The following is a 23,961-nucleotide window of genomic DNA, read 5'->3' on the forward strand; positions in this document are numbered from 1 at the left end:
ATAAGCTCATGGGGTCAGTTATTCAGAAGGTTACCTATTATGAACAGTAGAAATGATTACCTTAATAATACCGTTTTCGGTTTAATAGGTTTTCTCTTTTTATCCGTCAGTATTTGTGCAGTGACAATTCCTGCAGATAAATATCCTTCAGGACCAACAAACGACAGATCTATATTGTTTTCCAATGCGTATTTTTTCATTGCCTCAATTTCTTCATCTACTGATTCGGCGAATAAAGGTAATTGATGACATTTTTCCAATATAGAACTTCCTGCATTCCCAGGAGTTACATAAACTCTGGAAACTTGAGGACTTTTTGCAAATGCATAAGCAATGGCGTTACCTCTTCCGCCTTTATCAATAACCAAAACTGCTTTACCCATACCTCTTTGTCACCAGATTGCACTTATATCCTTAGAAATGGTTCAAGAGATTGATACGGCAAATAATCATAAGGGTATACTCCATCTAAACAAGACGTACAAATATCATTTAGGCCAAGTGCTCGCTTTAAATTTTCAATTGAATTATAATAAAGGGAATCTGCACCTGTGTGTTCTCGTGCTCGTTCATTTATTGTTTCTAAATCGTAATTATCTGGAGTAATACCGAGTTTATTAACAAATAATTCTCTAAACGTTGGAAAATCAATACCAAAGAAGCAAGGTGCAATTATCGGTGGGCAAGAGATCCTAAGATGTACTTCTCGTGCACCTTTCTCTCGCAACCTCTTTACAATGTTTTGAGTTGTAGTGCCTCTTACAATAGAATCGTCAACTAGTATTATTTTTTTGCCAGCGATTAAGTCATCAACAAACGAAATCTTTTCTTTAGCAATATGCTCTCGATTTTTTTGACCTTTTTTAATAAAACTTCTTTGTGGGAAAAATCTATCTCTGACGATCACTTCTTCGTAAGGTATGCCTGATTCTTCTGAAAATCCTTTAGCGGCAAATCGTCCTCCGTCAGGTAAAGGTGTTACAATATCTGCATCCATCTCATAACTTTTCGCTAGCATCTTACCCAGATTCTTCCTAGCCTGTAAGACAATTACTCCTTCAATTTTTGAATCTGGTCGAGCGAAATATACCCATTCAAACATACAATGTTTATGAGCTTTGTGTTCACAAGGTAATTGTTGTTTGCTGAGCCTATTGCCGTCATAAATAATCATTTCGCCAGGCTGGACATCATAAACATAAGTTTTATCCATAAGTTTATTCAATATACAGCTTTCAGAAGCAACAACAAACATGTCCTCATCGAATCCATAACTAAGTGGTCTAAGACCTAAAGGATCCCTAAACGATATTATTTTCTGATCATCTGTTAGTGCAACTACAGAATATGCGCCATCCAGTTCACTTATTTTTTCAAAATTATTTCTTTTGAGTCCCTCAGAAAGAAACTCACCAATTATTTCGGTGTCGCAGGTAGTTTTTAGGTGATAGAGACTGCTGCACTGTCCTCTTAAGTGAGAATAGTTTGAAATCGTACCGTTAAAGCCAACCGCTAGTTTGAAACCATTCGACTTGATTTCTAGCGGTTGCACGTTCTCATAGACATCGGGACCCTGTGTGGCATATCTAACGTGCCCAATGCCAATATGCCCCTGTATATCTTCGATTAAGATTTTTCCATGGGGTTCATGTCTTCGTAGCTTTTCTTTAACAAAACTAGATGTGTTGGAGTCAAAGATATCTTTAACAAATCCGATATCCTTATACGTTTTAAGCCCATTGTCAAAGACAGTCATGCCGGCGGATTCATGTCCTCTATGCTGTAGAGCTAACAGACACCAGTATATATGAAAAGATACTTGACCTTGTGGGTCGTTTAGGTAAATACCACAAACTCCACATGCCTCTTTTTTTGATTCCATCACTGAATCCACCGTTAACTATTCTCGTATCTCCCCCTTTGACAAGATTAAGTTAATAGCTTCTGTCTTATAAATATGATTTAACATATTTATGTTAAAACAAGAAATCTTTAAATCTTTTACAACAGAGGTAAAGTAATAAAGTCTTAAATTAAAAATGTCGGCGACAAAAATGAGATGAAGAATCGTGGAGCATTTATCTTTGGATAAGAAATTATTCATATCATAACAGAATCACGTCAAACACGCATTAGTAAATACTTAAATAGAAACAATTGTGAAAGTTATAGACGCAATCAAAATTTTCGCGGTGGAAAGATGAACGAAAAACTGGTTAAAATAATTATGGGCTCTGAAAAAGATTTCGAGTTTTGTAAAAAAATTGGAGCAGTACTTGAATTATACGGAATAAAATTTGAATATAGGATTGCATCCGCTCATAAAACTCCAAAAAAAGTAATTGAAATAATGAATGAAGATAAGAAAGCAATAGACTTAGTTTACATCACCGTTGCTGGCAGATCAAACGCTTTATCTGGTTTTGTTGACGCGAATACCTACAGACCTGTAATCGCCTGTCCTCCATATTCCGAAAAATTTGCTGGTGCAGATATTTTTTCATCCTTAAGAATGCCTTCAGGCTCGGGTCTTGCTACAGTATTAGAACCAGAAGCAGCAGCAATACTTGCAACAAAGATATTAGCTATTGAAGATGAAGAACTTGCACAAAAAATTGAAGAACGTCAAAATAAACAAAAAGAAATGATTGATCAAGCAGATGATAAAGTGAAGACTTATGGGCAGCGTTAAAGATTTAAAAACCTTAAAAATGGCACAAGAAAATGAGCTGGGCGTTGGACAATTTATTTTTTCAGATCGATATTCTGTTTTTGATTGGGGAGAAATGCCAGATCATATGTCTAATAAAGGCGCAGCACTCTGTTTAATGGGTGCTTATTGTTTTGAAAGAGCAGAAGAAATGGGCATTAAAACCCATTATCGAGGTTTAGTAAGCAAAGATGGGACAACAGTAAGAATAAATGATTTAGAAGAACCAACGAATATAATGGAAGTCAATTTAGTTAGAGTCATTTATCCAAAATTTGAGTCTGGTTATTACGATTATTCAGTATTTGAGTCAGATCTTACAAATTTCTTGATCCCACTTGAAGTGATCTATAGAAATGGTCTGCCAGAAGGCTCGAGCGTTTTTAAGAGACTCGAACGAGGAGATATCACTTACGAAGTCCTGGGTTTAGATCACTCTCCACAACCTGGAGAAAGACTTGAAATTCCCCTTTTTGATGTAAGCACGAAATTGGAAGAAAGAGACAGATACATCACCTGGAAAGAAGCGCAGGATATTGCTAAATTAAAAGATCTAGAGTTAAATGAAATCAAGAAAGTTATTTCTGACGTGAACAACCTTATCACAGAAACTGCGAAAAAAGCAAATTTAACAAATGAAGATGGCAAGATTGAACTTGGATATGGACCTAACAGGGAATTAATGCTTGTGGATGTTATTGGAACTTTAGATGAGTGTAGATTCACTTTTAATGAAATACACGTAAGTAAAGAGATTGCAAGGCAGTTCTATAAAACGACGGACTGGTATAAAGACGTAGAAAATGCTAAAGAGATTGCGAAAGTACAAAGAATTAGAGACTGGAAAAAGCTGTGTAGTTCTAAACCACGAAATCTTGACCCAGAGCTAAAAGGAATAATCTCACAAATGTATATGTCTACAGCTAATGCATTTCTAGACACAAATATTTTTGATTCACCTAAACTTGAAGAAGTAGTGAATAGTTATAAAAAATGGCTTGAATCTAAATATTGAGGGTGATGAAACGGAAATCACCATTGTCTATGACAATAATATATGGAAAGAGGGACTTAAAAATGCATGGGGTTTCTCTTGCCTTGTAAAAGCTTATAATAAGAGGATACTTTTTGATACAGGTGGAAGAGGCACCATACTTCTTAACAATATGGAAAAACTGAATATCGATATAAGGTCTATTGATGAAGTTTTCATTTCTCATGCTCATGGAGATCACACTGGTGGGCTTTTAGATTTTCTAAGAGTGAATCCGATCAAAATTTATCTTCCCTCATCTTACCAAGAACTGCGAAATGCAAAAGAAGTAATTAAGATAAAAGAACCTCTTCAAATTCACGAAAACATTTTCTCCACTGGAACGCTAAGAGGCATAGAACAATCTCTCGTAGTTAAAACAGAAAAAGGGCTTGTTATAATCGTAGGCTGCGCTCATTCGGGAGTTAAGAATATTTTGGAGGGAGCCTCGCGATTCGGAAAACCGTATGCGCTTATTGGAGGTTTGCATGGCTTCAATGATTTTGATCTTGTCGAAGATTTGGAATTCATCTGCCCACTTCACTGTACCAGTCACAAATCGAAAATAAAATCTTTATACCCTGAAAAGTACATTGAGGGTGGCGTAGGCAAAGTAATTGAACTATGAAACTTACTTTCATTCGATAAATTCTTTTTTAAAGCACTTTTACAGTTTTGCTGATTACTGAAGTATAATTCTATTGATGTGCAAGTTTGTAGAGATTTTGCATATGTAAAAAACGCGAATTATTAATTGTTTAATCTTCTATTTTGTAGAAGAGATTCTTATCATTCGTATAGTGGGTTCTACATCTTTTTTTCAAATGTACAATATTGTTTCGTAATTAATTCGCAAGATGAAGTATTCTTTCATTTTGAAATTGACGATCAACAAAAAGTTTTTATGGAGATTGTATCTAAGTGGCAAGGATTCACGTTAAAAAAAAGACAAAAAATGGATGATTGTAAATATCGGGCAATACGGTTTCCCTATGAACAACCATAATGCATTGATCATTGGAAAACCAAGAGGCAACTTCTGTGCCGTCAAACTGATTAGAGATATTGAAATGGTATCAAGGTTGCTATAAGCCCTCCATAAATCTAATCCTATGCGGAGGTATATGATATGAATTTACGACGACCAAATGCCAACGATGCGACAGGAACAACAAATAGATCAAGAAGTGTTGTTCCTGTGTCAGGAATATGTTCCATCTGTATTGATGGATGTCGAGGCAACTGTGAAATCTTTCAATCTTCATTTCGAGGAAGAGAAGTCCTTTACCCTGGAACTTTCGGAAAAGTAACAGCGGGTGCTGATAAAACCTATCCTGTTGATTATTCACATTTAAATATTCAGGGATATGCCATTGGGGCAAAAGGGATGCCTGAAGGAATAGATGCTGGACCTGACACAGCATTGTTTCCAGTTGTAGACACTGAGACAGAATATGGTTGGACTGAGAACGTTAAAATGGCAGTTCCAATTTTTACAGGTGCCTTAGGATCAACTGAGATAGCAGAAATAAATTGGGACCATTTTGCGATAGGGGCAGCTATATCAGATATTACTCTTGTGTGTGGGGAGAATGTCTGTGGAATTGATCCTAACCTTGTTCTTGATAGCAATGGTAAAATACAGAAAAGCCCCGAAATGGATCGCCGAATAGATACGTATAGATTATTTCATAATGATGGTTACGGCGAAATCCTCGTTCAGATGAATGTTGAAGATACAAGACTCGGAGTAGCAGAATACGTAGGTAGCAAACACAATTTAGAGACTATTGAACTTAAATGGGGACAAGGCGCTAAATGCATTGGCGGAGAAATAAAGGTTAACTCAATTGAAAGGGCTACTGAACTGAAGAGGAGAGGTTATATTGTGACGCCTAATCCAATGCTTTCTTCTGTCCAAAAGGCCTATAAAGAAGGGGCGATCACGGAATTTGAGAGACACTCTCGGTTAGGTTTTGTTACCAAGGAAGCATTTCTTGAGGAAATAGATAGGCTTCGTGAAATTGGGTTTAAGAGAATTACATTAAAGACTGGAGCATATTCAATGGTTGAACTTGCAATGGCAATTCGCTATGGCGCTGAAGCTAAACTTGATCTCCTTACAATAGATGGTGCTTCTGGTGGGACTGGAATGAGCCCATGGCCAATGATGAATGAATGGGGTATTCCTACATTCTATATTCAAGCACTTACGTATCAATTCTGTGAACAATTAAATGAAAATGGAATCAGAGTTCCTGATATTGCCATTGCCGGTGGATTTTCTACTGAAGATGGTGTTTTTAAAGCCCTTGCAATGGGTGCACCTTATGTAAAAGCTGTTTGCATTGGAAGGGGCTTGATGATACCCGGTATGGTAGGTAAAAACATTGGCAAATGGTTAGAAGAAGGCAACTTACCTAAGTCAGTTTCTAAATTTGGCAATACGGTTGAACAGATATTTGTCAAATACGAAGAATTGAAGGAAAAATACGAAAGCGATTTCGAAAAAATACCGTTAGGTGCAATTGGAATCTATACATTCTGTCAGAAGTTTAAAGTAGGTCTTCAACAACTAATGGCAGGATCTAGGAATTTCAAACTATCAACAATTTCGCGTGATGACCTTATGGCACTGACAGAAGACGCCGCAAAAATCTCAGGAATTCCTTACGTTATGGATGCATATCGAGTTGAAGCCGAAAAAATTTTGAATTCCTGATCAAATTTACTTTTTTTTTGTAATCAAAGTTTTAACATTAGTTACTTCTTTACGTAATTCATTAGGCAGTTCTTTTTCTTTTTCAATTTCTGATAGTATTGTCTTAATTTTATCAATTATCTCAGATTGACGAAAACCATAGTCTAACTCTTTATATACTTCATAAGATTGTTGATAATACTTTAGCGAACTTGTATATTCATTTAAGCCTTTATAACTGTCAGCAAGTTCCAGCAAATCCCGAGCTTGATCATCTTGTTTGCCCTCTTTAAAATCCATTTCAAGGCACTTTTCAAAATGCTCTATTGACGCAGAATAAGTGCCTAGGTTTTTGTAATTCGAAGCTAAGTTGAATAAACTATCTCGAAGTCTATCCATTACGCCTAATTCTTTGTGAATTTCAATTGATTTTTCAAAAGATTTTATCGCTTCATCATACTTTTCGAGATAATAATAGCAATAACCAATATTATGTATAGTCTCGCCCATACCCTCTTTATGATTTAAATTTGAATAAATTTCAAAAGCCCTTTGCTCATACTCTATTGATTTGTCCCAGTCTGATTCAGCCCTATATGTTACTCCAATCCAATGTAATGCGTTTGCCTGTCCCAAAGAATTTCCTATTTCGCTATAAAGTTTATAAGCTGCTTGAAAGTACTCAAATGCTTCATCACGATCGATACTTATGAAAGTACGACCTCTTTCATAATATTGATCGGCAACATTACTTTTTTCTGCAAGTTCAATTATTTTTTCTGGCGATAACTCTCCATCTTCTGCGAGTTCTATCAATTTTTTTACTAATCCATTTTCTTTATCATTTTCTTCTTCAGGAGGTGACAATATATCATCCCCTTTTCTTCATTTTATGTGGGCTTCATAATATTCTATAAATGATTCGGAGTCATCCTCTTCTTTTTATCCGCTGTATCTATTAACGATGGGCATTTTCCATCCAATACCAAACGCTTTAGGCGTGATTTTTATACATGGAGGTGCCTGCCATCTTTTATACTCAGCATGTCTCACCCTTCTGTAAGTATCTTCTACAACTTCTTTTGGATAGCCCTTTTCAATCAATTCACGCTTACTTCTTCTATTTTCTATGATTTCATCAACCAAGGGGCTGACTATATCGAAATCAAAAGGATCAAATTGATTTTCCTTTAATTCAGCAGAAGGTTTTTTCACAAGCACGTCATGTGGTATGATCTTCTTGCCTACCTTTTCATTCACATAGTGTGCAAGTTTATAGACTTCTAATTTACTTACATCGCCAATCACTCCAATTCCGCCAGTCATATCTCCATATAAGGTACAATAGCCAAGGGCAATTTCAGTTTTATTCCCGGTATTTAAAACCAATATTTTCAGATCTTTTAATCGGTTGGATATGTCCATCAAGCAGTTTCCTCGTGTTCTAGGCTGTATATTTTCATCAGCAACAGGGTCGTCTCTTTCTTTTTCTGTGCCAAATCGTTTCCTTATTTCCTCTAAGGGTGTTTCTAGAGTTTTTTGGTAAGTGTTAACAATTCCCTGAATAGGAATTTGAACGAAGCAGATTCCCAAGTTTTCAGCTAACTTTTGTGCATCGGTTTTGCTGTGATCACTTGAATATTTAGAGGGCATAGACACCCCGATAACATTTTCTTTACCTAAAGCATCTACCGCTATGCATGTTGTTAATGAAGAGTCGATTCCACCGCTCATTCCAATTAAGGCTTTCTTGAATCCCGTCTTTCTAAAATAATCCCTTATGCCCAATGCTAAGGCATCATACATTTCCTGTTCTTTATTGTATGTAAAGGATTCAATTTTCTCAGCAGAACCCGCCTCTAGGTCAATATCAGTAATTATAAGATCTTCTTCAAATTGTTTGCCCATAGCTATTAGATTTCCAGAACTATCTACAGCTAGGCTTTGCCCATCGAAAACAAGCTCGTCTTGACCACCAACTAAATTCACATAAAAAATTGGGACTTTATTTCTTTTAGACTTCTTTTTCAACAAGTGTTCTCGTTCAAACCTTTTTTCTGCATAGAATGGTGACGCTGAAATGTTAACGATTATATCTGCCATTTTTTCTGCTAAGCAATCTGTAACTTTTATGTCATAATCTTCATCCCACAGGTCTTCGCAGATTTCTATGCCTAAATTAAACTCCGTTTCATTAATTTTCATTAATATTGGTTTGATGTCTTCTTCTCTTGTAGGTATGAAATACCTAGCTTCATCAAATACATCATATGTGGGTAAAAGTGTCTTGTAAGCCACACCAATCAATTCATTTTCCATAAAAATTGCTGCAGCGTTATAGAGATTTCTTCCCTTGTAATCAATAAAACCAATTATACCTGCAATATCTCCTTCGCTGATTATTATTTCTTCTAGCAATTCTTTGTTTCTCTTGACAAATGCATTTTCGAAAAGCAAGTCTTGAGGAGGGTAACCAGTGATTGCAAGCTCGGGAAATACGATCAGGTCAGCATTATTCTTTTTTGCATAGTTCATATATTCTCTTATTTTTTCAGTATTACCATCTAAATCGCCTACGGTGGTATTAATCTGCGCCATAGCTATCTTCATTTCAAGAATCCTCCAGTTTAATAACTCGAAGCTCTGGTACATATAGACTTTGCAAAGGTTATGAAAATAAGTTTTTGATTAAGGAAGTTTTTAATAAAGAATCGGTTTTTAGGACGTATTTTGCCTACATCTCAATTAAAATGAAAACTGCAGAAAAAAATGTCTTAAAATGAAACAGTTTGGGTGCTATATGTCGTATAGCACTATTAGTCGTCTTTTGATTTTTTTTCCTTCTTTTCTTTAGCTAAAGATCGTTTTTTTTGTTCTGCCATGATATTTGCAAAGAATTGAGCTGAAGAATATGCGCTTTCGGCTTCAGCTACATTTAAATCCTTCATTTCATCAATAATTTCTTTATCAGTAATTCCTTTTTCTTGTGCAAACGTTTCTGCGCCTTTAGCATGACGTTTTGTTCTGGTTTCTGCTCTTTGAAGATAATAATGTGAGATCATATGAAAAACAGTTCCTTCGCCATAAGAGAAATAGATCGCGACATTTCCTTCACCATATCGCTCTTTTAATTCATCGGAATAAATTAGTACTTTGATTCTTTCCTTGTTAATAATTTCAATCGGATATGAGCTGCCTTCTAGCCACCATACAGGATCATCTAAATCTGGATTATCCATTACTCCTCGAACAAAGGGGTTTTCTTTATCTAAGATTTCGACTCTCACACACTCATCACCTGTTGGCCTGTCATTATATCTGGCATAGCCTGGAAATACAGGTTCTAATACATTTCGCAAACTCCAATCTGTGGTTAAAAGAAAGCCTCCGTTTCTCACAAAGCTCTTGATATTATCAATAGTCTTTTCGGGATTGCCTTCGATAATACCAGGGCAGTTTATTAGTAGAGATTGCCTTGGATCAAGTTTAAACTGATCTAGTTGTGATATTGAAATTAAAGTGTATGGGAGACCCACACTATCGAAGACCTGTTCAATAAAATCATATTGACCTCTTACTATGATTACATCTGATTTCTCTATGCTTTCTAATGCTTCAACATCTTCAATACGTTTATCTACACGCATTTTTGCCTTCATTAGCTTCCAAGATGCAGAATACGCTTTTTTCATCTTGTCATTTTCATTCATCATGTTCATCACATCCTCTTCTCGCAAAGGATGCTTGGTCTAAAACACTCAGATAAAATATTGTCACCAAGTTATTTAAGGTCTTACTCATTTCTTGATCGAGAAGAAGATGAGAAATAGTGTAATCCATTATCTTTAAATCTTAGTAAGTTCATAAAAAGATGATTTTTTGCTCTCTTTGAGTATTAATTGAACCCTTAGTGAATTTGGAACCACAAGATTATTTCAAGAACATCGAAAATAATTTATAATGACATTTGTAGGTTTAAATGGGGATTGAATTGGACACTAATTTTGATAATATTGAATACATTGAAATAGGTGATTATTTTAATGTCCCAATAGTCAAGATCAGCGAACTTGAAACATATTTAGCACTTATTAACAAGTTTAAGCCATCCTTAGTCTATATTAATAAACATGAATATGCCATTAGAAAGGAAGATGGTACAATATACAGGATTGAAGATAGAAGTGGATATACAACTACATATTTCCTGAGAAAAGTTTTTACAGAGTTTTTATTCTTTCACGAAAAGATTATGTACCTGTTGATTGGCTGGGGCTTTAATACCATTCCTGATATGATTAATGGACGTTCAAAGGGATTTAAGTATGGCGAAGCATACTATAATGCTATTAACAGTGGCTTCTCGGATTTTAAAGAATACGAGGAGTCTACAAATTTAGGTTATAAAACAAAATCTGATTACGAAGAATCGAAAAAAATAGGTTTTAGAGGATGCTATAAAGCATTAGAGGCCTTCAATTATGTAGAATACGAGATTCGTTATGATTTATGGAATGAAATCGAGGAGGAGTTTATTGGCAGCTATGAATTTAAGATATTAAAATCAGGGTTTAAATCAGAATCAGATATATACTATTATGCAATAGAGCTTGGATACAATGATTTTAAGGAATTTAAAAATGGAATAACTAAAGGATTTAAAAACGCCAAGGAGTATAGGAATGCGATTTCTAAAGGTTTCAACCATGCAATACAATATAAAATAGCTTTAAACAGCGGATTTCAAAATTCTGATGAATTTGAAGAAGCTAGAACTTTAGCTATTGAATCTAAAGAGGAATATGATATTTATCGTAAATGCAAACATATTAAAGAAGAATATGGGTGTGAAACAACTGAGGAGTCACATTTATTTTCTATACTATTAAATCTTAAAACGGGTAAAAAGCTATCCTTATCAAAATTATTAGAAAACTTGCAAACAGAACAAAATAAGTTCTTTCGTAAAGAACCTAGATACGGGGATTTTAGACGGTCAAGAAATAACGATTATCAATATTTTCCCCCAGATTGGTATTCAAAAAAATTCAATGAAGAATATACACTGGAAGAATTTCTTACGAAAAAAGAAATTGTGTCTTCTATTGGTGACTATGATGTTGAGGGAGGGATATTTGAGAGAAAAGCGCCTCCAGCCAAAAAGAAAGGCAAAAATGAAAGATTTAAGTCATTAGAAATATAACTACATGTTTTATTTTGGTTTATTTATGCCAGTTTTTTCTTGATTTCTTGCTAATCTATTTCTTTAGGCTTGGTAGGGTGATCAATCAAGAAATCCAATTCAGAACTTCCGCTCAATCTTCTAGTTTACTCAACCTACTCTGATTTTAGTGTATTATGGAATAGGATACTTTATCCTAGGAAATAAAATTCAAATATAGCTTAGGTCATCTATATATCTGGAGGGATAAAACAAATGCTAAAGTATGCTGACCTATCAGAAATGGATGTTGCAAAACTACGGGCTCTAGAGAATGAGATGCGAGGAAAAATTCTTCTAGCATATAAAGAAATGAAACCAGCTCAACTGACCGAAGAACAAATTAACAAAGTAAAAATTCTTGAAAAAGAATTAGGCATTGTTATCGTGGCATATGAGTGATTATCCAACTCTTAACTTAGTTTCTCACTTTTTTGCTAAAAACTTTGCTTTTCTTTTTTATAAATTTGACTTTTAGTATTGAACTAATCATTTTTTGGTGTTTTAGTTTATCTCGCGTGGTTTTAGAAAAAGATTAATTAGAGTGTTTTATCATCTATTGCCTAAGAAGGTTTTAAAAGGAGTATCAATATTGAGTAATTGAGGAAGCTGTCTATGGAAGAAGAAGAAGAAAAATCCCTTTCGCCAAAAAATCGCGCAAAAAGAGAGTTAGAAGACGCTTTTATTGCTGCACTGGATAAAATCAAAGAATCAAATCATGTAGAAGAACAGATATCAGATTTACAAGTAGACAACGAAGTAATAGACACAAGATCAGATCTTGAAGAGGAGGAGGCTAAAGAAGTTGATGTAGATAGCATCAAGGAAAAAACAGAAGAAGAACTAACAGAGGCAGAAAGAGTAGAGATATACAAAAAACTGACGCAGTTACGCGGAATCGGTAATAAAACTGCTGAAAAGTTAGTTGAATTTGGCATCACATCAATTGAAGACATAGCCGAGCTTGAAGTAGATATGATTCCTGAAACGCTAGGTATAGCAACTAAATCGTTAAGGACAGCAATCAAAAATGCACGAAAACATCTTGAACGAGAAATCAAAGAGGAAAAATCAGTAAAGATAGAAGAAATAACACTAGATTCACAGGAAGATATCTCAGTAGAAGCAATGGAGTTACTTACTCAAGAGGAAGATTTGGAAGAGGCCCCGATATCAAAACTGACCAACGAAGGATTAACAGAGATAGTAGAGAGAACTTTAAAAGATAAAGCCTCCACAGAAGCACCAGAATCAGATTGGAAAGCGGAAATAGATCAATTTGTTAAGTCTGCAAGAGATGATATTAAATTCTTCTATGATCAAATGGCAAAATTTCATGATGCTATCACAGAAATGAGAAGTGCTTTCCACGCACTTGAAATCGAAATGAATCAAATCGATGAAAGATTAAATGAGGTTTTAATAAAGAAAGTCAAAAGTGATATTGACATAGCAAAAACCAAAATTGACGAACTTAAAAAAGAAGAAATTTCTAAGACTATGCCTACGGAAACAATGGAAGCAATAAACTCAAGTGAAGAAAGTGTAAATATCGTGGATCTAGTAGATCTAAAAGATGCCAAAGTAAAATCTAAATCAATTAAAAAAATGAAAAAAGTAAGAGTAATTATCCCGTTTGATGAACTTATCCATAGATTAAATGACGTAGGACTGATTCGAGGAACAAATGACCCCTATTTTACGATTTGTGAAATCCTAGCTGAGAACAAAGAACAAGAAATGAATTATGATACTCTGTTCATAAAGTCTCAATTACCTCCCCAGACGTTTTCAGAAATTATTTTTGATTTGTCAACAAAAAAAATTCTAGATTTTGATGCAAAAACGGATACAGTCAGCATTCGGACATTCAAAAAATAGAATCATAGCTATTAATTTATAAAACGTCTCTCTCGGGCTTAATTCCATTTTCAACGCAATTAAGTGAGAAATAATGAAAAATGAAGATTTTAAAAAATCTATTACGAGTAGCTAAGCAAGAAAGCAACACAGCTTCAGCGTGTTGATGAATTACGGTAGTTGTCGTTCACTTTCATCATGTGCATCAAGGGGTCTCCCTAAAGTTATATAGGTGATATGAGGAAGGTATCAATAACAATTGGAGGGATCATACGCACACTTGCAGATAAGGTGCATACTCCGATTGCATCACCATCGTTCGCCGTACCTACGGAGCGTAGGGATGTTAAGCCTGTGGAGATAAGACCTCCGTAACCCGCAAGGGGATCGAGTCTGTCGTTGAAGCAGGAAGCCTCGTGACTTTAGTACGAGGTAGGTCACCAGTTCTATAGAGAATATGGAGGTATCCTTAAACAAGATGTCAAGCCCCAGATACCCCATATTCTAAAGGAAATTGAGGATTTTAGATCATACAAAATAGAATTACTCAATGTTTTAAAATCTGATAATAAAGTGGATGATTTAGTTGAAATGGTGTATAAACTTTCGAAAAGAGGTCACTCAAAAGAAGTTATCTATGATATCTTTACAACGCTTCATTCTTATGTGTATTATAGAATCGAGATTGGAGCTCCAAAATTTAATGAATATGACGCTGACTTGATTGGTGATGTTGTACTTGATGGTCTCTGGGGCGGAGGGTGGGATAAAGGCAATAGGTTATTGCCAGATGAACCAGATGTGGCAGACATAAGGCTAAAAAGCACTGAAAAAGGTTGAATACCGCTTATATTCTTTATAAAAGTGGAGTAATGCTCTAAAGTACAAATTTTTCTATAAAAGAAATAATGGAACTTTGGTCATTTTTTCTTGAAGAGTGTGCCCTTTCCATTAGGGCATATCTCTCGGCAAATGTTGCACTTGTAAAGCGTGTATCCTTTTTCATTTGTAACGATAGATCTAGGTCGGCACTTTTGCTGATCAATAGTTATACCATCTAAAGCATCTACTGGGCAAGAATCAATGCATAAACTACAGTTTTCAGGACAAAGTGTTGTTTTATCAATGATTGGATCTGCTTCAAGATTAACATCAGTTAAGACTGCACCGATGATAATCATGTTTCCATATTCTTCGTTAATCACAAGAGTATTCTTACCTAATATCCCAAGACCTGCCATATATGCTGCGTGTCGCATTGAAAGAATAGCTCGCCCATACATTCGATTTGATTCCCAATGCTCATATGGGTTATCTGAAGGTATTGGGATGGCACCATAACCCATGTCTTCCAAATAGTAAGCTAACTTAAGTGAGATCCGATCGAGTTCTAGGGGCAGAAAATCATTGTAGTGGCTATATGGCACACAAGACGTTGAGTTTAATAGTCCAATTGGAAGTCTTTTTGCGCAAACAATAACTGATTCACATTTTGGGTAAAGATCTAAAGGAGAAAAACCCCTTGGGGCATTCTTAAATCTGTCTACAGGCGCTATTCCGCATAGATTAGCTCCAAACTCGATAGCTTTTTCCTTTATAATTTTTGAAGTTATCAATTCAAATCACTCATGGAAGTTTTTTAAATTAAATCACATTCACATTTATCTTTTTGCTTTATTTAATGATTTCCGATATTGGTAGGCTTTACTTTCATATCCTATCGCTTCCCAGAAGTGATGAGTCTCTTTTCTATAGAGATCTGAGTTCAATTCAATGGCATAGCAACCATTTTTTTCAGCAATTTCCTCGGAAAACCTTACCAACTTTGTTCCAATTCCTCTTCTTCGATATTTTTCGTCAATTATCAAATCTTCGATGATCATTGCCCTGCCTCGATAAAAAAGCGTTATGCGAAAAGTAAAGTCTAAAAAACCAATGATTTGACCATCAGATTCTACTAAGATAATCCCAGTAGCAGGATTTCTGAGTAATCGATAAAAGACATCCTTGATCTCCTGTAAAACTTGAAAATCAGCATCAGCACCATTAATTTTGGAGAATGGCCATAGTTGTTGTAATAGGGGTAAACAAGCATCAAAATCAGTTTCATTGGCATTTCTAAGTTGCATGAATTTCACCAATGTGAAAAAAAAAAGTTTATTCTATGTGCATCTTTGAAGCAAATTTAACAATCAAGAAGACTACAAAAGCTATTATTAAGAAAGTTATTAACGATCCTATAAAATGTCCAACTCTGAACGGTCCAACAACAATTTCTTCCCATTGTATATCAGGAATGACCAATTGTATTATTGGCATAATCATATCGTCAACGAGTGCTTGAATCAAAGTGCCTAAGTATATAGCCATAATGAAGGCAACTGCTAATCCAAGAATTTTGTATTTAGAAAGGAACTGTAAGAATTCTTCACGTAAATCTTTTGGTGGTGGCGGTGGAGGTTTAGGTGTTAGTAATTTTCTAATTTCCTGTAATTCCTTTAATATTTCATCTTCTTTTGACATATACATCACGGAGGATTATTCTATTTTTTCATTTATTTAAACTTTTAAGAAAGCAATTTCTTCTTCCAGAAGCTGATTGATATTTTTTGTGAAGATTTGCAATTTTCCACATCCAATAAATTATAATAGAGAGTAAAATCTGATATTTTAAAATGATAAAGTGTATAGTTGAGTTTAGATACTCAGGAGTTAATAAGGAATTCTTGACATTCTAAAGATGCCCAGCAAAGATTTCCGAAGATCGCGCCCGAAAGTTTTTGCTCTTAGTTCTTCATGCGGATATTACAAGATTCATTTAAGAAGTATGGTTTTTGTTTTATATGGTTTAAAGTCATCTACTTGCGAACTTCCTAACGAAGAATTAGGGGCTTGCGAATGATTTATACAGTCCTTAAATCAAAATTTTGCCCGATAAATAAATAGGGATTAGAAGAACTAACGACAAAAATAGTAAAAAAACAAAAGAAATTTAAATAGGCAAGTTTGATAAAAAAGCACTTTAAAAAAACAGATTTTCATAAATATGTGATTTTATCGTTAGATATTATCCGTATAAATGGGTGTAAGAATTTTGCCCGATAATAAATAGAATTCTAATTAATTTGCCGATAAAAATATATTACGGAAGTAATAGTTGAATCTATTTCATTTTTACGACATAATTTATAATAAAGAATCAGATGGCTTAGTTGTACTATTCAAAGTGCAAACGTCTTACCGGATTACCTAGGTTGGACTATGGTCTTCAAGAGTTATAATAATTTGATAGAGTTTTGTAATGGAATCGATCGTATAGTCGATTTTATCAGCGATTGTATCCATTTGATGTCGATTATCAGATCCTATAAAACCGACCGTAATCGCATTTACTTCATGTGCAGGAAGAATGTCAATAGGACGGTCGCCTACAACCATGCATTCATCTCCTGAAATTTGCAATCGTTCTAAACACGCATCTAGATGTTCTTTTTTGTCGATGTTCTCTAAATTTAAAACGAAATCGTCTTGTGTAACTATTGCGTCAAAGAGATGAATTGCATTTGAATTATTTAATATTTTTTCCACGATATGAAGCCTATTTATCGTAAAAATCCCTGTTTTTAATCCAAGTTCTCTAACTTGTTTGAGACTTTGTAATACTTCTTTATTCAGTGAATTTGTGAGTGCATCCTTTGTAAAGATTTCATTAATCATTACAAGCACTTTATTCTGTAATTTATCAAAGAAATTCATAGGTATATCTTTACCTTGTAGGTCCTTTTTTGCTGTCTTAATGAGTGCTTCAATGGTGCTGAATTTAACACTATTTATTTTGAAATTGACGCCATATTTGGAAATTTCTTTAACAATATAATCAAATACTTGCTCAAGGTTTATTCTAATTGGAACTAAAACCCCGTCCCAATCGAATATTACTGCTTTTAATTCTCCCATTCGAATACAACTTCTTGTTTTGTTTTTTTTATAGAATCTCAATAATGAATCCTTTTAAAGCAATAAGGAATTTTCACGCTTAGACGATTAAATAACAGAGATTATAAAAGAATTTCGTAATTCAACTCTAAATTTCGCTTGCCAGTTCAGTCTTTAGATTCTTGTGAGTTAATTAAAATCAATATAAGATTGTTTCAAAAAGTTGTTATTCAATTTTTAATTCTGGTGTTATTCAATATAGGTGTCGTATAGATAATTATAATACATCATAGAGGTGGTTATGAAGTCTGTAGACTTCCAATCGAAATATGGGGGTCTAATGAAAGCGCGTACGCAAATAAGATTTAAAATTTGCCCGATAATAATCAAAAATGAGAATAATAAGACGACAATAATCTTTTGGAGATCTAAGAGTAGCCTCTGTATGATAATGTCAAAAATTGATCGATTTCATCCATCGAGATTCAGCTTTTTCCAGAACGTATATTGGACATAATTTCCTTTGGAGATAATACGTGAAACTATACCTTTTAACTTTTAAAGTCTTATTTTGTCGTCCAAGATTTCCTTTAATTTGATTATATCTTCAATTTTTCGATCGTACTGCCTTTTTTCCATATTAGAATATAAGCTTTTTAGTTCTATAATGCACATTCTTGTCAAAAATAACGAAATAATGTGTATTGTCGTACAAAAGTGGTTTTTGAAAACCATCAGCAATAAACTTAAGCTCTTCTAGTGAATCAACATCTATAACTACAAAATCCTCATCATTTGAATAGTTAATCGCATTAATTTTAACTGGATAAATGAGACATTTTTCACACTCTACGTTCAGTTCTATCACCTCAATTTCACGTCATAGAACCGTATATAAGAGCAACGCTTTTACAGTACTGAAGAAAAAACAAGAATTTTCTCTCATAGTACAGATAACCACTATAATGTGAGAGATAAATGAAAATATTTTCAATAGCAGAGTTTTAATTTATCTACGCTAGCTAATGATCTTTGAAGAAGATTTATCGTAGTTTGGATGCCGACAAAAATAAAATATGTCACTCTAGAGATAATAGTTTGCAAACATCCTCTAATATTCAGTAAAAAAATAGAATTGAAAATTTTATAGTCAAATAAGTTTAACTCTAACTCTATGCAGATTAAGCAAATGAAAATAGGACGATAAATTAAAAGTGACAAATGAAACGATTTTTTCATTAGCCTATATGGGCAGATATTACTTTTCATTGTTTTTGTGTAATTACACTGTCAGAAAGAAAAGAGTTATTATTTAGAATATGTGATACTAGATATGAGGGGGCTTAATGAGCACGGAATTCAGTTATGAAGAATTCAGTAAAGTCTTGGAATTCCTAACTGAAGGAAAATCAGATGAGCGAATTGCAAAAGCAATTGGGAGATCTGAACAGGACGTAAGGTTCATAACGCGTGCTATTAGAAGATATCTAGACGCGGGATATTTGAATGAAGATGAAAGGGAACTTGAAAAGCGACTAAGAAGTGCACTTGTCAGATTTTTCAACTTAGACCTCTCACGATACTAATAATTGTTGCTTTGAAAACTAAACTTGATCAACATAATAGTCAAATAAAGAATTACTTTTGTTTTAAAGCGATTATTATTATCAAAGAAAGCACAATCGGTTGTTATTGTTTTTAAGAATATAAATATGTGCATATTTCAAATTGAAATCACTTTTGGAATCAGTGTGAAACTAAAAAGTAGTGGACCTTATATTTAATCCTTGAATTTTACCTCCGAGTCTATAAAACATAAGACAAAGGAAGTTCATTTATGGATCCAGGCGGATGTTGGCCCTTTTAACTAATTTTGTGATCTCTCTAATTCTTAAAGTACGAAAATAAGCATTTCTAAAGATCTCTAGTAGGTAAAGCGATTTTTTGCGTTCATCAACGCTTTTTTAATTGGCTAGTTTGCTCTTTTTTTTTAATTTTCTGTTGAATGTTATTGAATTGCGTAAATGATTATTACTTTTAAGTTTGGATATTCTCTAGACGTTATCCATTCAGTCCATCCTTGCTAATTTAATTGATCTTCACTCTTCTAGTTTGAAGATATATTCACAATGTGGATCCCCGGCACACATCGCTTTCGGGCGTTCAAGCGTAGCTTGTGGATTTATTGTCTTAGCAATTTTACCAACCAAACTCAAAAAGCACCAAACGCTGATGTCTTTGGGTTCCGTTGTCCACGGACACTTAAGAACTTCAAATCTAGTAAATGTTTTAGATCGCTCAGGTATTATATATTCCATCTCAGTGATCTCCCAAAAAACTTCCCACCATTGTGCAAATGTTTCGCCATTATTTCCCTCTAGTTTGAAGACTTCTTTAAGCGTATTTGTCATATTCTTTATTCTATCATCCATTTCATTGACCCTTTCATAGATTTCGAGTGCTGCCTCGGCACCATATTTCTCACGGATCGCATAAAGGTATGCTTTGAGATTGGATGTCCATCCTCCCATAGTAAATTCATATTTGAATTTCCATGGTATTGCCATTTTCTTCGCCATCGTCCCCTACTCTCTATTAAACCTTGTACCAATTTGGCAAATAATGATACAATGGTGTATAGGTGTACTAGAATAAATAGTTTGAAAAAACTATATTGCGTGAACTCTCAAGATATTAATGATTTTTCATGCATATTCTGCGTTAAGCTCTCCAAGAGAGAATGATTATCTCATCACCTAAGAGCATAGATAAACAAATCTCTGTCGTGTCGAGCGTTTTTTGATGATTTTAATGCAACAATAAGTTTTTTCTCTTGTACTATGCCCCGTCTGAGTATATGTAATAGTTGTTAATATAGATAAAAAGGTCACGAGACTGATTTCGAAAGTAAAATTTCCTGTTTTTCGTTATTTGCGTTTCACTTGAATTTATGAGCATGATGAGAAATGCAAAGAATGCTCATCTGTCCTAATTGTGGAGAATTTAAGAAACATATTGCTAAAGGTCTTTGCAGAAAATGTTATAGCAAAATACCAAATAAGCGATATTACCAAAAAAATAAAGAGCGACTAATAAAACAGAATTTCAAGAATCAACTAAAACGAAAACGAGATCGTGTGTATGAAATTTGTTCGAAATATGAACTTCCTTTGAAATGCATGTATGATGGTTGTAATATATCAAATCCTCTTATTTTATCTGTAAGACACGTAAATGGACGTTTACATGGCGAATATAGTACAAGTAAATACTACACTAAAGGTAGTTATCAAACAAATTTAAGCCATGTAGAGTTGGTAGCAGAACATCTTTTTCAAAAAAATCTTAAAAACAATAATTATATGGTATTTTGTATGAACCATGGGCGAATTTACGAGTGGGGTACTATTTCGGAAAGATTAAATAAGCCAATTTATACCAAATCGGCAAGAGATCATAAATATAAAATTAAACGCTACATTCATAGGCTATTTTTGCTTGGAAGGAAATGTGCTATTTGTGGAGAACATGATTACAATTATCTTTGCGGACATCATAAAAACAATACAGGTACGCATGATAAAGGTTTGTTAGTTATGAGTAATGAACGGTTTCAACATCTTTACAAGTCAGATATGCTTCAATGCATGTGTTTTAATTGTCATACTTTTTTCCATATTCAAAAAGAGAGAAAAGTAATATCATTAGATTATAGTTATTAGAAAAAATCTATGAAAAAAAATCTAAGTTTCTAAAATCAACAGAAAATTTAGTAGATCATTTGATAGAAACCTAAACATGATTAAGTAATACCAAGATAGAATTTAAATTTTTGTAATAGTTTCTACTGCATCTAGAAATAGCAATCTAAAGGGACTTTCATGAAATTCAAGATGAATTTCTTTTTTAGGATTAATGCAACTATTTTTATATTAGTATATCCTTTTACTATATTGCCCGAGATTACACGGTGTCCATAAGAGAATAGAGTGAATTGATATGAGAGAAAATAGTCTTATAGATAAGTATCTTTTAGTAAAACCAACTATACGAGTTTTAATCGAATGGCCAATACTGATCGTGATAGGTATTATAGGCACCATATTTCATCTCTTAACTATACCATTTTATCCCATTACAAATATATTGGGAGCAATTGTGCTGATAATAGGAGTGATAATCCACGAATACTCTCATAAAATTCACAAACAAATGCATCAACAATCAGAAAAGATTGAAGAACTTATAACTAAGGGTATATATTCGAAGATAAGACATCTTGGCTACTTTGGTTTGATCTTGATATTTTTCGGTTTCGCATTTGCTTGGGGAATTGTATGGCTCTTAGTCCCAGTAGTTATTTTTAGCATATTTACTGTATTGACGGCAATTAAAGAGGAAGAAATTCTGAAGGAAAAATTTGGAAAAGAATACGAAGAATATATGCGACGAGTACCACAGAGATTTATACCAAAAATATTTTAGAGAACCAGTTTTGCACAACTATATCAAACATTTTCATAACTAATTTTTCCATAAATTCAACTTCATGATTGATCCAAAAATGGATATTTGGTGTAAAAATCTTTTAAAAGAGAGCATTAGGAATGTATACATCATGGAAGGACGATCGATTAATGTTTTTTATTGGATTTGTAAATAACCAGAAGGAAAACAATCAGAATGATGTTCACTATGACAAATGTTTGTTCAGTCATGTGTATTATTGAAAAAACCCCTAGCTCGTTATGGATAAGACGGGTCATATCTCTAAAGAACTCAGGAAAACCAGAAAGGTATTCTTCAATGCTATGAACGGCTTGCATTATTACTAATCCCAAATATAAGAACGGAGTTGATTTTTTTTCATCTCATCTCTCTCAGACCTGATTACTGCTTCCATTCGGTCGAATGATCAGCATCTAAGCAATTTTGCAGTAAGGAATCACTCTGAACGGTGTCTGCATTCATCCTGTGGAGTGTACAAACCCGATTTCGCTCGGAATTTGCTAAAATCCCTTCCATTTAGGTGTTCTTTTTTCAAGAAATGCTGAAATCCCCTCTTGGGCATCGTGTGTAGCGAGATTTAATGCGATCGTATTGATCGCATAGGCATATGCTTGTTCTTCTGTCATATTCATCTGATTATAAAATGCTTGCTTTCCCAAATGAACGGTTAGAGGACTTGACTGGAGTATGGGGTCAATCAATTCTTGAGTAATGGCTTCAAGTTTGTTTTTCGAGGTTATTCGGTTTATTAGACCAAATTCAAAAGCTTCTTGGGCAGTGATAAAACGTCCTGTAAACAGCATCTCCAAAGCACGTTTTCTACCAATGTTTCGTCCCAATGGAACCCCTGGGGTAGTGCAAAACAAGCCAATTTTTACACCTGGGGTGCTAAATTTAGCTCCATCTTCAGCAACTGCGAGATCACAGGCCGCGACAAATTGACATCCGGCTGCCATGGCATATCCATGGACTTGAGCAATAGTTGGTTGCGGGATTTTTTGTAACCATTTCATCATTTTACCGCACGTTTCAAAAATCCTCTTATACTGGGTAATTTCCTTACCAACCATCTCCGAAAGATCGTGCCCTGTGCTAAAACAGGGTCCAGCACCTTTTATCACAACAACCCGGATCTCTTTATTTGTTGATATGTGTTGTAATGCATCAACCAACTCTTCAAGAAGCTTCAAGGATAATGCATTAAATTTCTCAGGGCGATTTAATACGATTTTTGCTACTTGCTCTTCATATTCAATTAAAATTTCTGTGTATTCCAATCTAACACACTCCTATCCTGATGCTCAAAAGACATCTCCAAAACTCTTAATTTTGGTGATTGGTTTTCCGATATTTAATAAAAACTCACTTTTTTTATTCTTATAAAAGTTATTAGATACTGAAATAGAAAACCAGTGACATCCTCCCCACCCTTTAGGATGGGGCTTCCAGCTTTCCATTGTAGTTCTCGCTCCCTCACGGGAGGCGACGCTTCGCCACTATCACTACAGGTATGGGCTTACGGAAACTTGCCAGGTTGCACACGCTGCTCACCCTTATCCTGCCCCTTGATTAGCTGCCTGCAGAAGGCTATTGATCTGTTACCTGTCTGTCTGTTCGACAGGTTAGCCAGCTGCACACAATAAGGGGAATATCTTGCCTCGCCGGATAAGACCTCATGCACGGGCTTCCTCACGTTTAGCCCTGTCACTTGCTGACTGGTCGCTTACAGGAGGATATGCCTCCACCCAGTCGGGCATTACGGGTACACTCGCGGTACCATCTATAAGTTTCCAAAAAACTATAAAAAGCCATCGGCTTTCATCCTCTCCCTTTCGGAAGGAGACTTCCCGCCGACAAAGTTAAATACTCAGGAACAAATGAAAATGACGGATGTAACAAAAAGGAGGGATATTTACTAATGGAAAATCGGTCAATTAACATCTTTTACTGGATCTGGTTAATTGTAATAATTGGCGGGATCATAGAGATTG

General features: G+C 34.5%; 24 protein-coding genes. 12 read left to right on the forward strand and 12 right to left on the reverse strand.

Annotation, left to right across the window (positions count from 1 at the left end; all coding sequences use genetic code 11):
- Positions 1-56: 56 nt before the first annotated feature.
- Positions 57-383 (reverse strand): phosphoribosylamine--glycine ligase family protein, encoded by a 327-nt coding sequence (locus QVB70_RS06020; protein ID WP_287584419.1) that lies wholly within the window; start codon positions 381-383, stop codon positions 57-59.
- 23 nt (positions 384-406) lie between these two features.
- Complete coding sequence (purF, locus tag QVB70_RS06025) at positions 407-1,882, reverse strand: amidophosphoribosyltransferase (protein WP_287584420.1); 1,476 nt, start codon at positions 1,880-1,882, stop codon at positions 407-409.
- 318 nt (positions 1,883-2,200) lie between these two features.
- Here purF and purE point away from each other — a divergent pair, with 318 nt between their 5' ends.
- The 4 genes from purE (at position 2,201) to QVB70_RS06045 (ending at position 6,465) form a co-directional block, all read left to right on the forward strand.
- Positions 2,201-2,692: a 5-(carboxyamino)imidazole ribonucleotide mutase gene (gene purE, locus QVB70_RS06030; protein WP_287584422.1), complete on the forward strand. Its 492-nt coding sequence runs from the start codon at positions 2,201-2,203 to the stop codon at positions 2,690-2,692.
- On the forward strand, positions 2,679-3,725 hold the full coding sequence (locus QVB70_RS06035; protein ID WP_287584423.1) for a phosphoribosylaminoimidazolesuccinocarboxamide synthase: 1,047 nt from the start codon (positions 2,679-2,681) through the stop codon (positions 3,723-3,725). The genes purE and QVB70_RS06035 overlap by 14 nt, the downstream gene beginning before the upstream one ends.
- Entirely contained in the window at positions 3,709-4,371 is a 663-nt protein-coding gene (locus QVB70_RS06040; protein ID WP_287584425.1) for an MBL fold metallo-hydrolase, read from the forward strand. Before QVB70_RS06035 ends, QVB70_RS06040 begins: the two co-directional genes overlap by 17 nt.
- 501 nt (positions 4,372-4,872) lie before the next feature.
- Positions 4,873-6,465, forward strand: coding sequence for an FMN-binding glutamate synthase family protein (locus QVB70_RS06045; protein ID WP_287584427.1), 1,593 nt, complete (start codon positions 4,873-4,875; stop codon positions 6,463-6,465).
- A 6-nt stretch (positions 6,466-6,471) separates the two neighbouring features.
- Here QVB70_RS06045 and QVB70_RS06050 read toward each other — a convergent pair whose 3' ends face one another.
- The 3 genes from QVB70_RS06050 to QVB70_RS06060 all read right to left on the reverse strand — a co-directional run bounded on the left by QVB70_RS06050 (position 6,472) and on the right by QVB70_RS06060 (position 10,163).
- On the reverse strand, positions 6,472-7,311 hold the full coding sequence (locus QVB70_RS06050) for a tetratricopeptide repeat protein (RefSeq protein ID WP_287584429.1): 840 nt from the start codon (positions 7,309-7,311) through the stop codon (positions 6,472-6,474).
- 75 nt (positions 7,312-7,386) lie between these two features.
- Positions 7,387-9,054 (reverse strand): NAD+ synthase, encoded by a 1,668-nt coding sequence (locus tag QVB70_RS06055; RefSeq protein WP_287584431.1) that lies wholly within the window; start codon positions 9,052-9,054, stop codon positions 7,387-7,389.
- A gap of 206 nt (positions 9,055-9,260) precedes the next feature.
- Positions 9,261-10,163, reverse strand: coding sequence for a hypothetical protein (locus tag QVB70_RS06060; protein ID WP_287584433.1), 903 nt, complete (start codon positions 10,161-10,163; stop codon positions 9,261-9,263).
- A 260-nt stretch (positions 10,164-10,423) separates the two neighbouring features.
- Here QVB70_RS06060 and QVB70_RS06065 point away from each other — a divergent pair, with 260 nt between their 5' ends.
- The 4 genes from QVB70_RS06065 (at position 10,424) to QVB70_RS06080 (ending at position 14,365) form a co-directional block, all read left to right on the forward strand.
- Positions 10,424-11,647 carry a hypothetical protein gene (locus QVB70_RS06065; protein WP_287584435.1) on the forward strand — a complete coding sequence of 408 codons (1,224 nt, stop codon included), beginning with the start codon at positions 10,424-10,426 and terminating at the stop codon, positions 11,645-11,647.
- A 234-nt stretch (positions 11,648-11,881) separates the two neighbouring features.
- Positions 11,882-12,067, forward strand: coding sequence for a hypothetical protein (locus QVB70_RS06070; RefSeq protein ID WP_287584438.1), 186 nt, complete (start codon positions 11,882-11,884; stop codon positions 12,065-12,067).
- Positions 12,068-12,280: 213 nt separating this feature from the next.
- On the forward strand, positions 12,281-13,546 hold the full coding sequence (locus tag QVB70_RS06075; protein WP_287584440.1) for a helix-hairpin-helix domain-containing protein: 1,266 nt from the start codon (positions 12,281-12,283) through the stop codon (positions 13,544-13,546).
- 552 nt (positions 13,547-14,098) lie between these two features.
- Positions 14,099-14,365, forward strand: coding sequence for a hypothetical protein (locus QVB70_RS06080; protein ID WP_287584442.1), 267 nt, complete (start codon positions 14,099-14,101; stop codon positions 14,363-14,365).
- 80 nt (positions 14,366-14,445) lie between these two features.
- Here the strand turns inward: QVB70_RS06080 and QVB70_RS06085 are convergent, their stop codons facing one another.
- The 5 genes from QVB70_RS06085 to QVB70_RS06105 all read right to left on the reverse strand — a co-directional run bounded on the left by QVB70_RS06085 (position 14,446) and on the right by QVB70_RS06105 (position 18,329).
- The gene (locus QVB70_RS06085; protein ID WP_287584444.1) at positions 14,446-15,141 is read right to left on the reverse strand and encodes a hypothetical protein; all 696 of its coding nucleotides are present in this window, start codon (positions 15,139-15,141) and stop codon (positions 14,446-14,448) included.
- A 45-nt stretch (positions 15,142-15,186) separates the two neighbouring features.
- Entirely contained in the window at positions 15,187-15,654 is a 468-nt protein-coding gene (locus QVB70_RS06090; RefSeq protein ID WP_287584446.1) for a GNAT family N-acetyltransferase, read from the reverse strand.
- Positions 15,655-15,682: 28 nt separating this feature from the next.
- The gene (locus tag QVB70_RS06095; RefSeq protein ID WP_287584447.1) at positions 15,683-16,048 is read right to left on the reverse strand and encodes an MscL family protein; all 366 of its coding nucleotides are present in this window, start codon (positions 16,046-16,048) and stop codon (positions 15,683-15,685) included.
- 726 nt (positions 16,049-16,774) lie between these two features.
- The gene (locus tag QVB70_RS06100; RefSeq protein WP_287584449.1) at positions 16,775-17,482 is read right to left on the reverse strand and encodes an HAD family phosphatase; all 708 of its coding nucleotides are present in this window, start codon (positions 17,480-17,482) and stop codon (positions 16,775-16,777) included.
- A gap of 619 nt (positions 17,483-18,101) precedes the next feature.
- Positions 18,102-18,329: a hypothetical protein gene (locus QVB70_RS06105; protein WP_287584451.1), complete on the reverse strand. Its 228-nt coding sequence runs from the start codon at positions 18,327-18,329 to the stop codon at positions 18,102-18,104.
- A gap of 478 nt (positions 18,330-18,807) precedes the next feature.
- Between QVB70_RS06105 and QVB70_RS06110 the strand changes: the two genes are divergently transcribed.
- Complete coding sequence (locus QVB70_RS06110) at positions 18,808-19,047, forward strand: hypothetical protein (protein ID WP_287584452.1); 240 nt, start codon at positions 18,808-18,810, stop codon at positions 19,045-19,047.
- Positions 19,048-19,560: 513 nt separating this feature from the next.
- On the opposite strand, the gene QVB70_RS06115 is transcribed toward QVB70_RS06110, so the two are convergent.
- Complete coding sequence (locus tag QVB70_RS06115; RefSeq protein WP_287584454.1) at positions 19,561-20,040, reverse strand: methanogen output domain 1-containing protein; 480 nt, start codon at positions 20,038-20,040, stop codon at positions 19,561-19,563.
- A 387-nt stretch (positions 20,041-20,427) separates the two neighbouring features.
- Here QVB70_RS06115 and QVB70_RS06120 point away from each other — a divergent pair, with 387 nt between their 5' ends.
- A complete protein-coding gene (locus tag QVB70_RS06120) occupies positions 20,428-21,183 on the forward strand; it encodes a hypothetical protein (protein WP_287584456.1) in 756 nt (251 codons plus the stop codon).
- A gap of 277 nt (positions 21,184-21,460) precedes the next feature.
- Positions 21,461-21,946 (forward strand): isoprenylcysteine carboxylmethyltransferase family protein, encoded by a 486-nt coding sequence (locus QVB70_RS06125; RefSeq protein ID WP_287584458.1) that lies wholly within the window; start codon positions 21,461-21,463, stop codon positions 21,944-21,946.
- Between the two features lie 524 nt (positions 21,947-22,470).
- Here the strand turns inward: QVB70_RS06125 and QVB70_RS06130 are convergent.
- Entirely contained in the window at positions 22,471-23,247 is a 777-nt protein-coding gene (locus tag QVB70_RS06130; protein ID WP_287584461.1) for an enoyl-CoA hydratase, read from the reverse strand.
- A 376-nt stretch (positions 23,248-23,623) separates the two neighbouring features.
- On the opposite strand from QVB70_RS06130, the gene QVB70_RS06135 reads away from it, so the two are divergent.
- Positions 23,624-23,833: a hypothetical protein gene (locus tag QVB70_RS06135; protein ID WP_287584463.1), complete on the forward strand. Its 210-nt coding sequence runs from the start codon at positions 23,624-23,626 to the stop codon at positions 23,831-23,833.
- The last annotated feature ends 128 nt before the right edge of the window (positions 23,834-23,961 follow it).

It is taken from the genome of Candidatus Borrarchaeum sp., from assembly GCF_019058535.1.
Taxonomy (GTDB): Archaea; Asgardarchaeota; Sifarchaeia; order Borrarchaeales; family Borrarchaeaceae; genus Borrarchaeum; species Borrarchaeum weybense.

Excerpts from the sequence above, each read along its gene's own strand:
- QVB70_RS06115 (WP_287584454.1), bottom strand. The coding sequence starts at position 20,040 with ATGGCGAAGAAAATGGCAATACCATGGAAATTCAAATATGAATTTACT.
- QVB70_RS06100 (WP_287584449.1), bottom strand. The coding sequence starts at position 17,482 with ATGGGAGAATTAAAAGCAGTAATATTCGATTGGGACGGGGTTTTAGTT.
- QVB70_RS06045 (WP_287584427.1), top strand. The coding sequence starts at position 4,873 with ATGAATTTACGACGACCAAATGCCAACGATGCGACAGGAACAACAAAT.
- QVB70_RS06035 (WP_287584423.1), top strand. The coding sequence starts at position 2,679 with ATGGGCAGCGTTAAAGATTTAAAAACCTTAAAAATGGCACAAGAAAAT.
- QVB70_RS06070 (WP_287584438.1), top strand. The coding sequence starts at position 11,882 with ATGCTAAAGTATGCTGACCTATCAGAAATGGATGTTGCAAAACTACGG.
- QVB70_RS06110 (WP_287584452.1), top strand. The coding sequence starts at position 18,808 with ATGAGCACGGAATTCAGTTATGAAGAATTCAGTAAAGTCTTGGAATTC.
- QVB70_RS06065 (WP_287584435.1), top strand. The coding sequence starts at position 10,424 with ATGGGGATTGAATTGGACACTAATTTTGATAATATTGAATACATTGAA.
- purE (WP_287584422.1), top strand. The coding sequence starts at position 2,201 with ATGAACGAAAAACTGGTTAAAATAATTATGGGCTCTGAAAAAGATTTC.
- QVB70_RS06020 (WP_287584419.1), bottom strand. The coding sequence starts at position 383 with ATGGGTAAAGCAGTTTTGGTTATTGATAAAGGCGGAAGAGGTAACGCC.
- QVB70_RS06125 (WP_287584458.1), top strand. The coding sequence starts at position 21,461 with ATGAGAGAAAATAGTCTTATAGATAAGTATCTTTTAGTAAAACCAACT.
- QVB70_RS06120 (WP_287584456.1), top strand. The coding sequence starts at position 20,428 with ATGCAAAGAATGCTCATCTGTCCTAATTGTGGAGAATTTAAGAAACAT.
- QVB70_RS06095 (WP_287584447.1), bottom strand. The coding sequence starts at position 16,048 with ATGTCAAAAGAAGATGAAATATTAAAGGAATTACAGGAAATTAGAAAA.
- QVB70_RS06060 (WP_287584433.1), bottom strand. The coding sequence starts at position 10,163 with ATGAACATGATGAATGAAAATGACAAGATGAAAAAAGCGTATTCTGCA.
- QVB70_RS06075 (WP_287584440.1), top strand. The coding sequence starts at position 12,281 with ATGGAAGAAGAAGAAGAAAAATCCCTTTCGCCAAAAAATCGCGCAAAA.
- purF (WP_287584420.1), bottom strand. The coding sequence starts at position 1,882 with ATGGAATCAAAAAAAGAGGCATGTGGAGTTTGTGGTATTTACCTAAAC.
- QVB70_RS06090 (WP_287584446.1), bottom strand. The coding sequence starts at position 15,654 with ATGCAACTTAGAAATGCCAATGAAACTGATTTTGATGCTTGTTTACCC.
- QVB70_RS06055 (WP_287584431.1), bottom strand. The coding sequence starts at position 9,054 with ATGAAGATAGCTATGGCGCAGATTAATACCACCGTAGGCGATTTAGAT.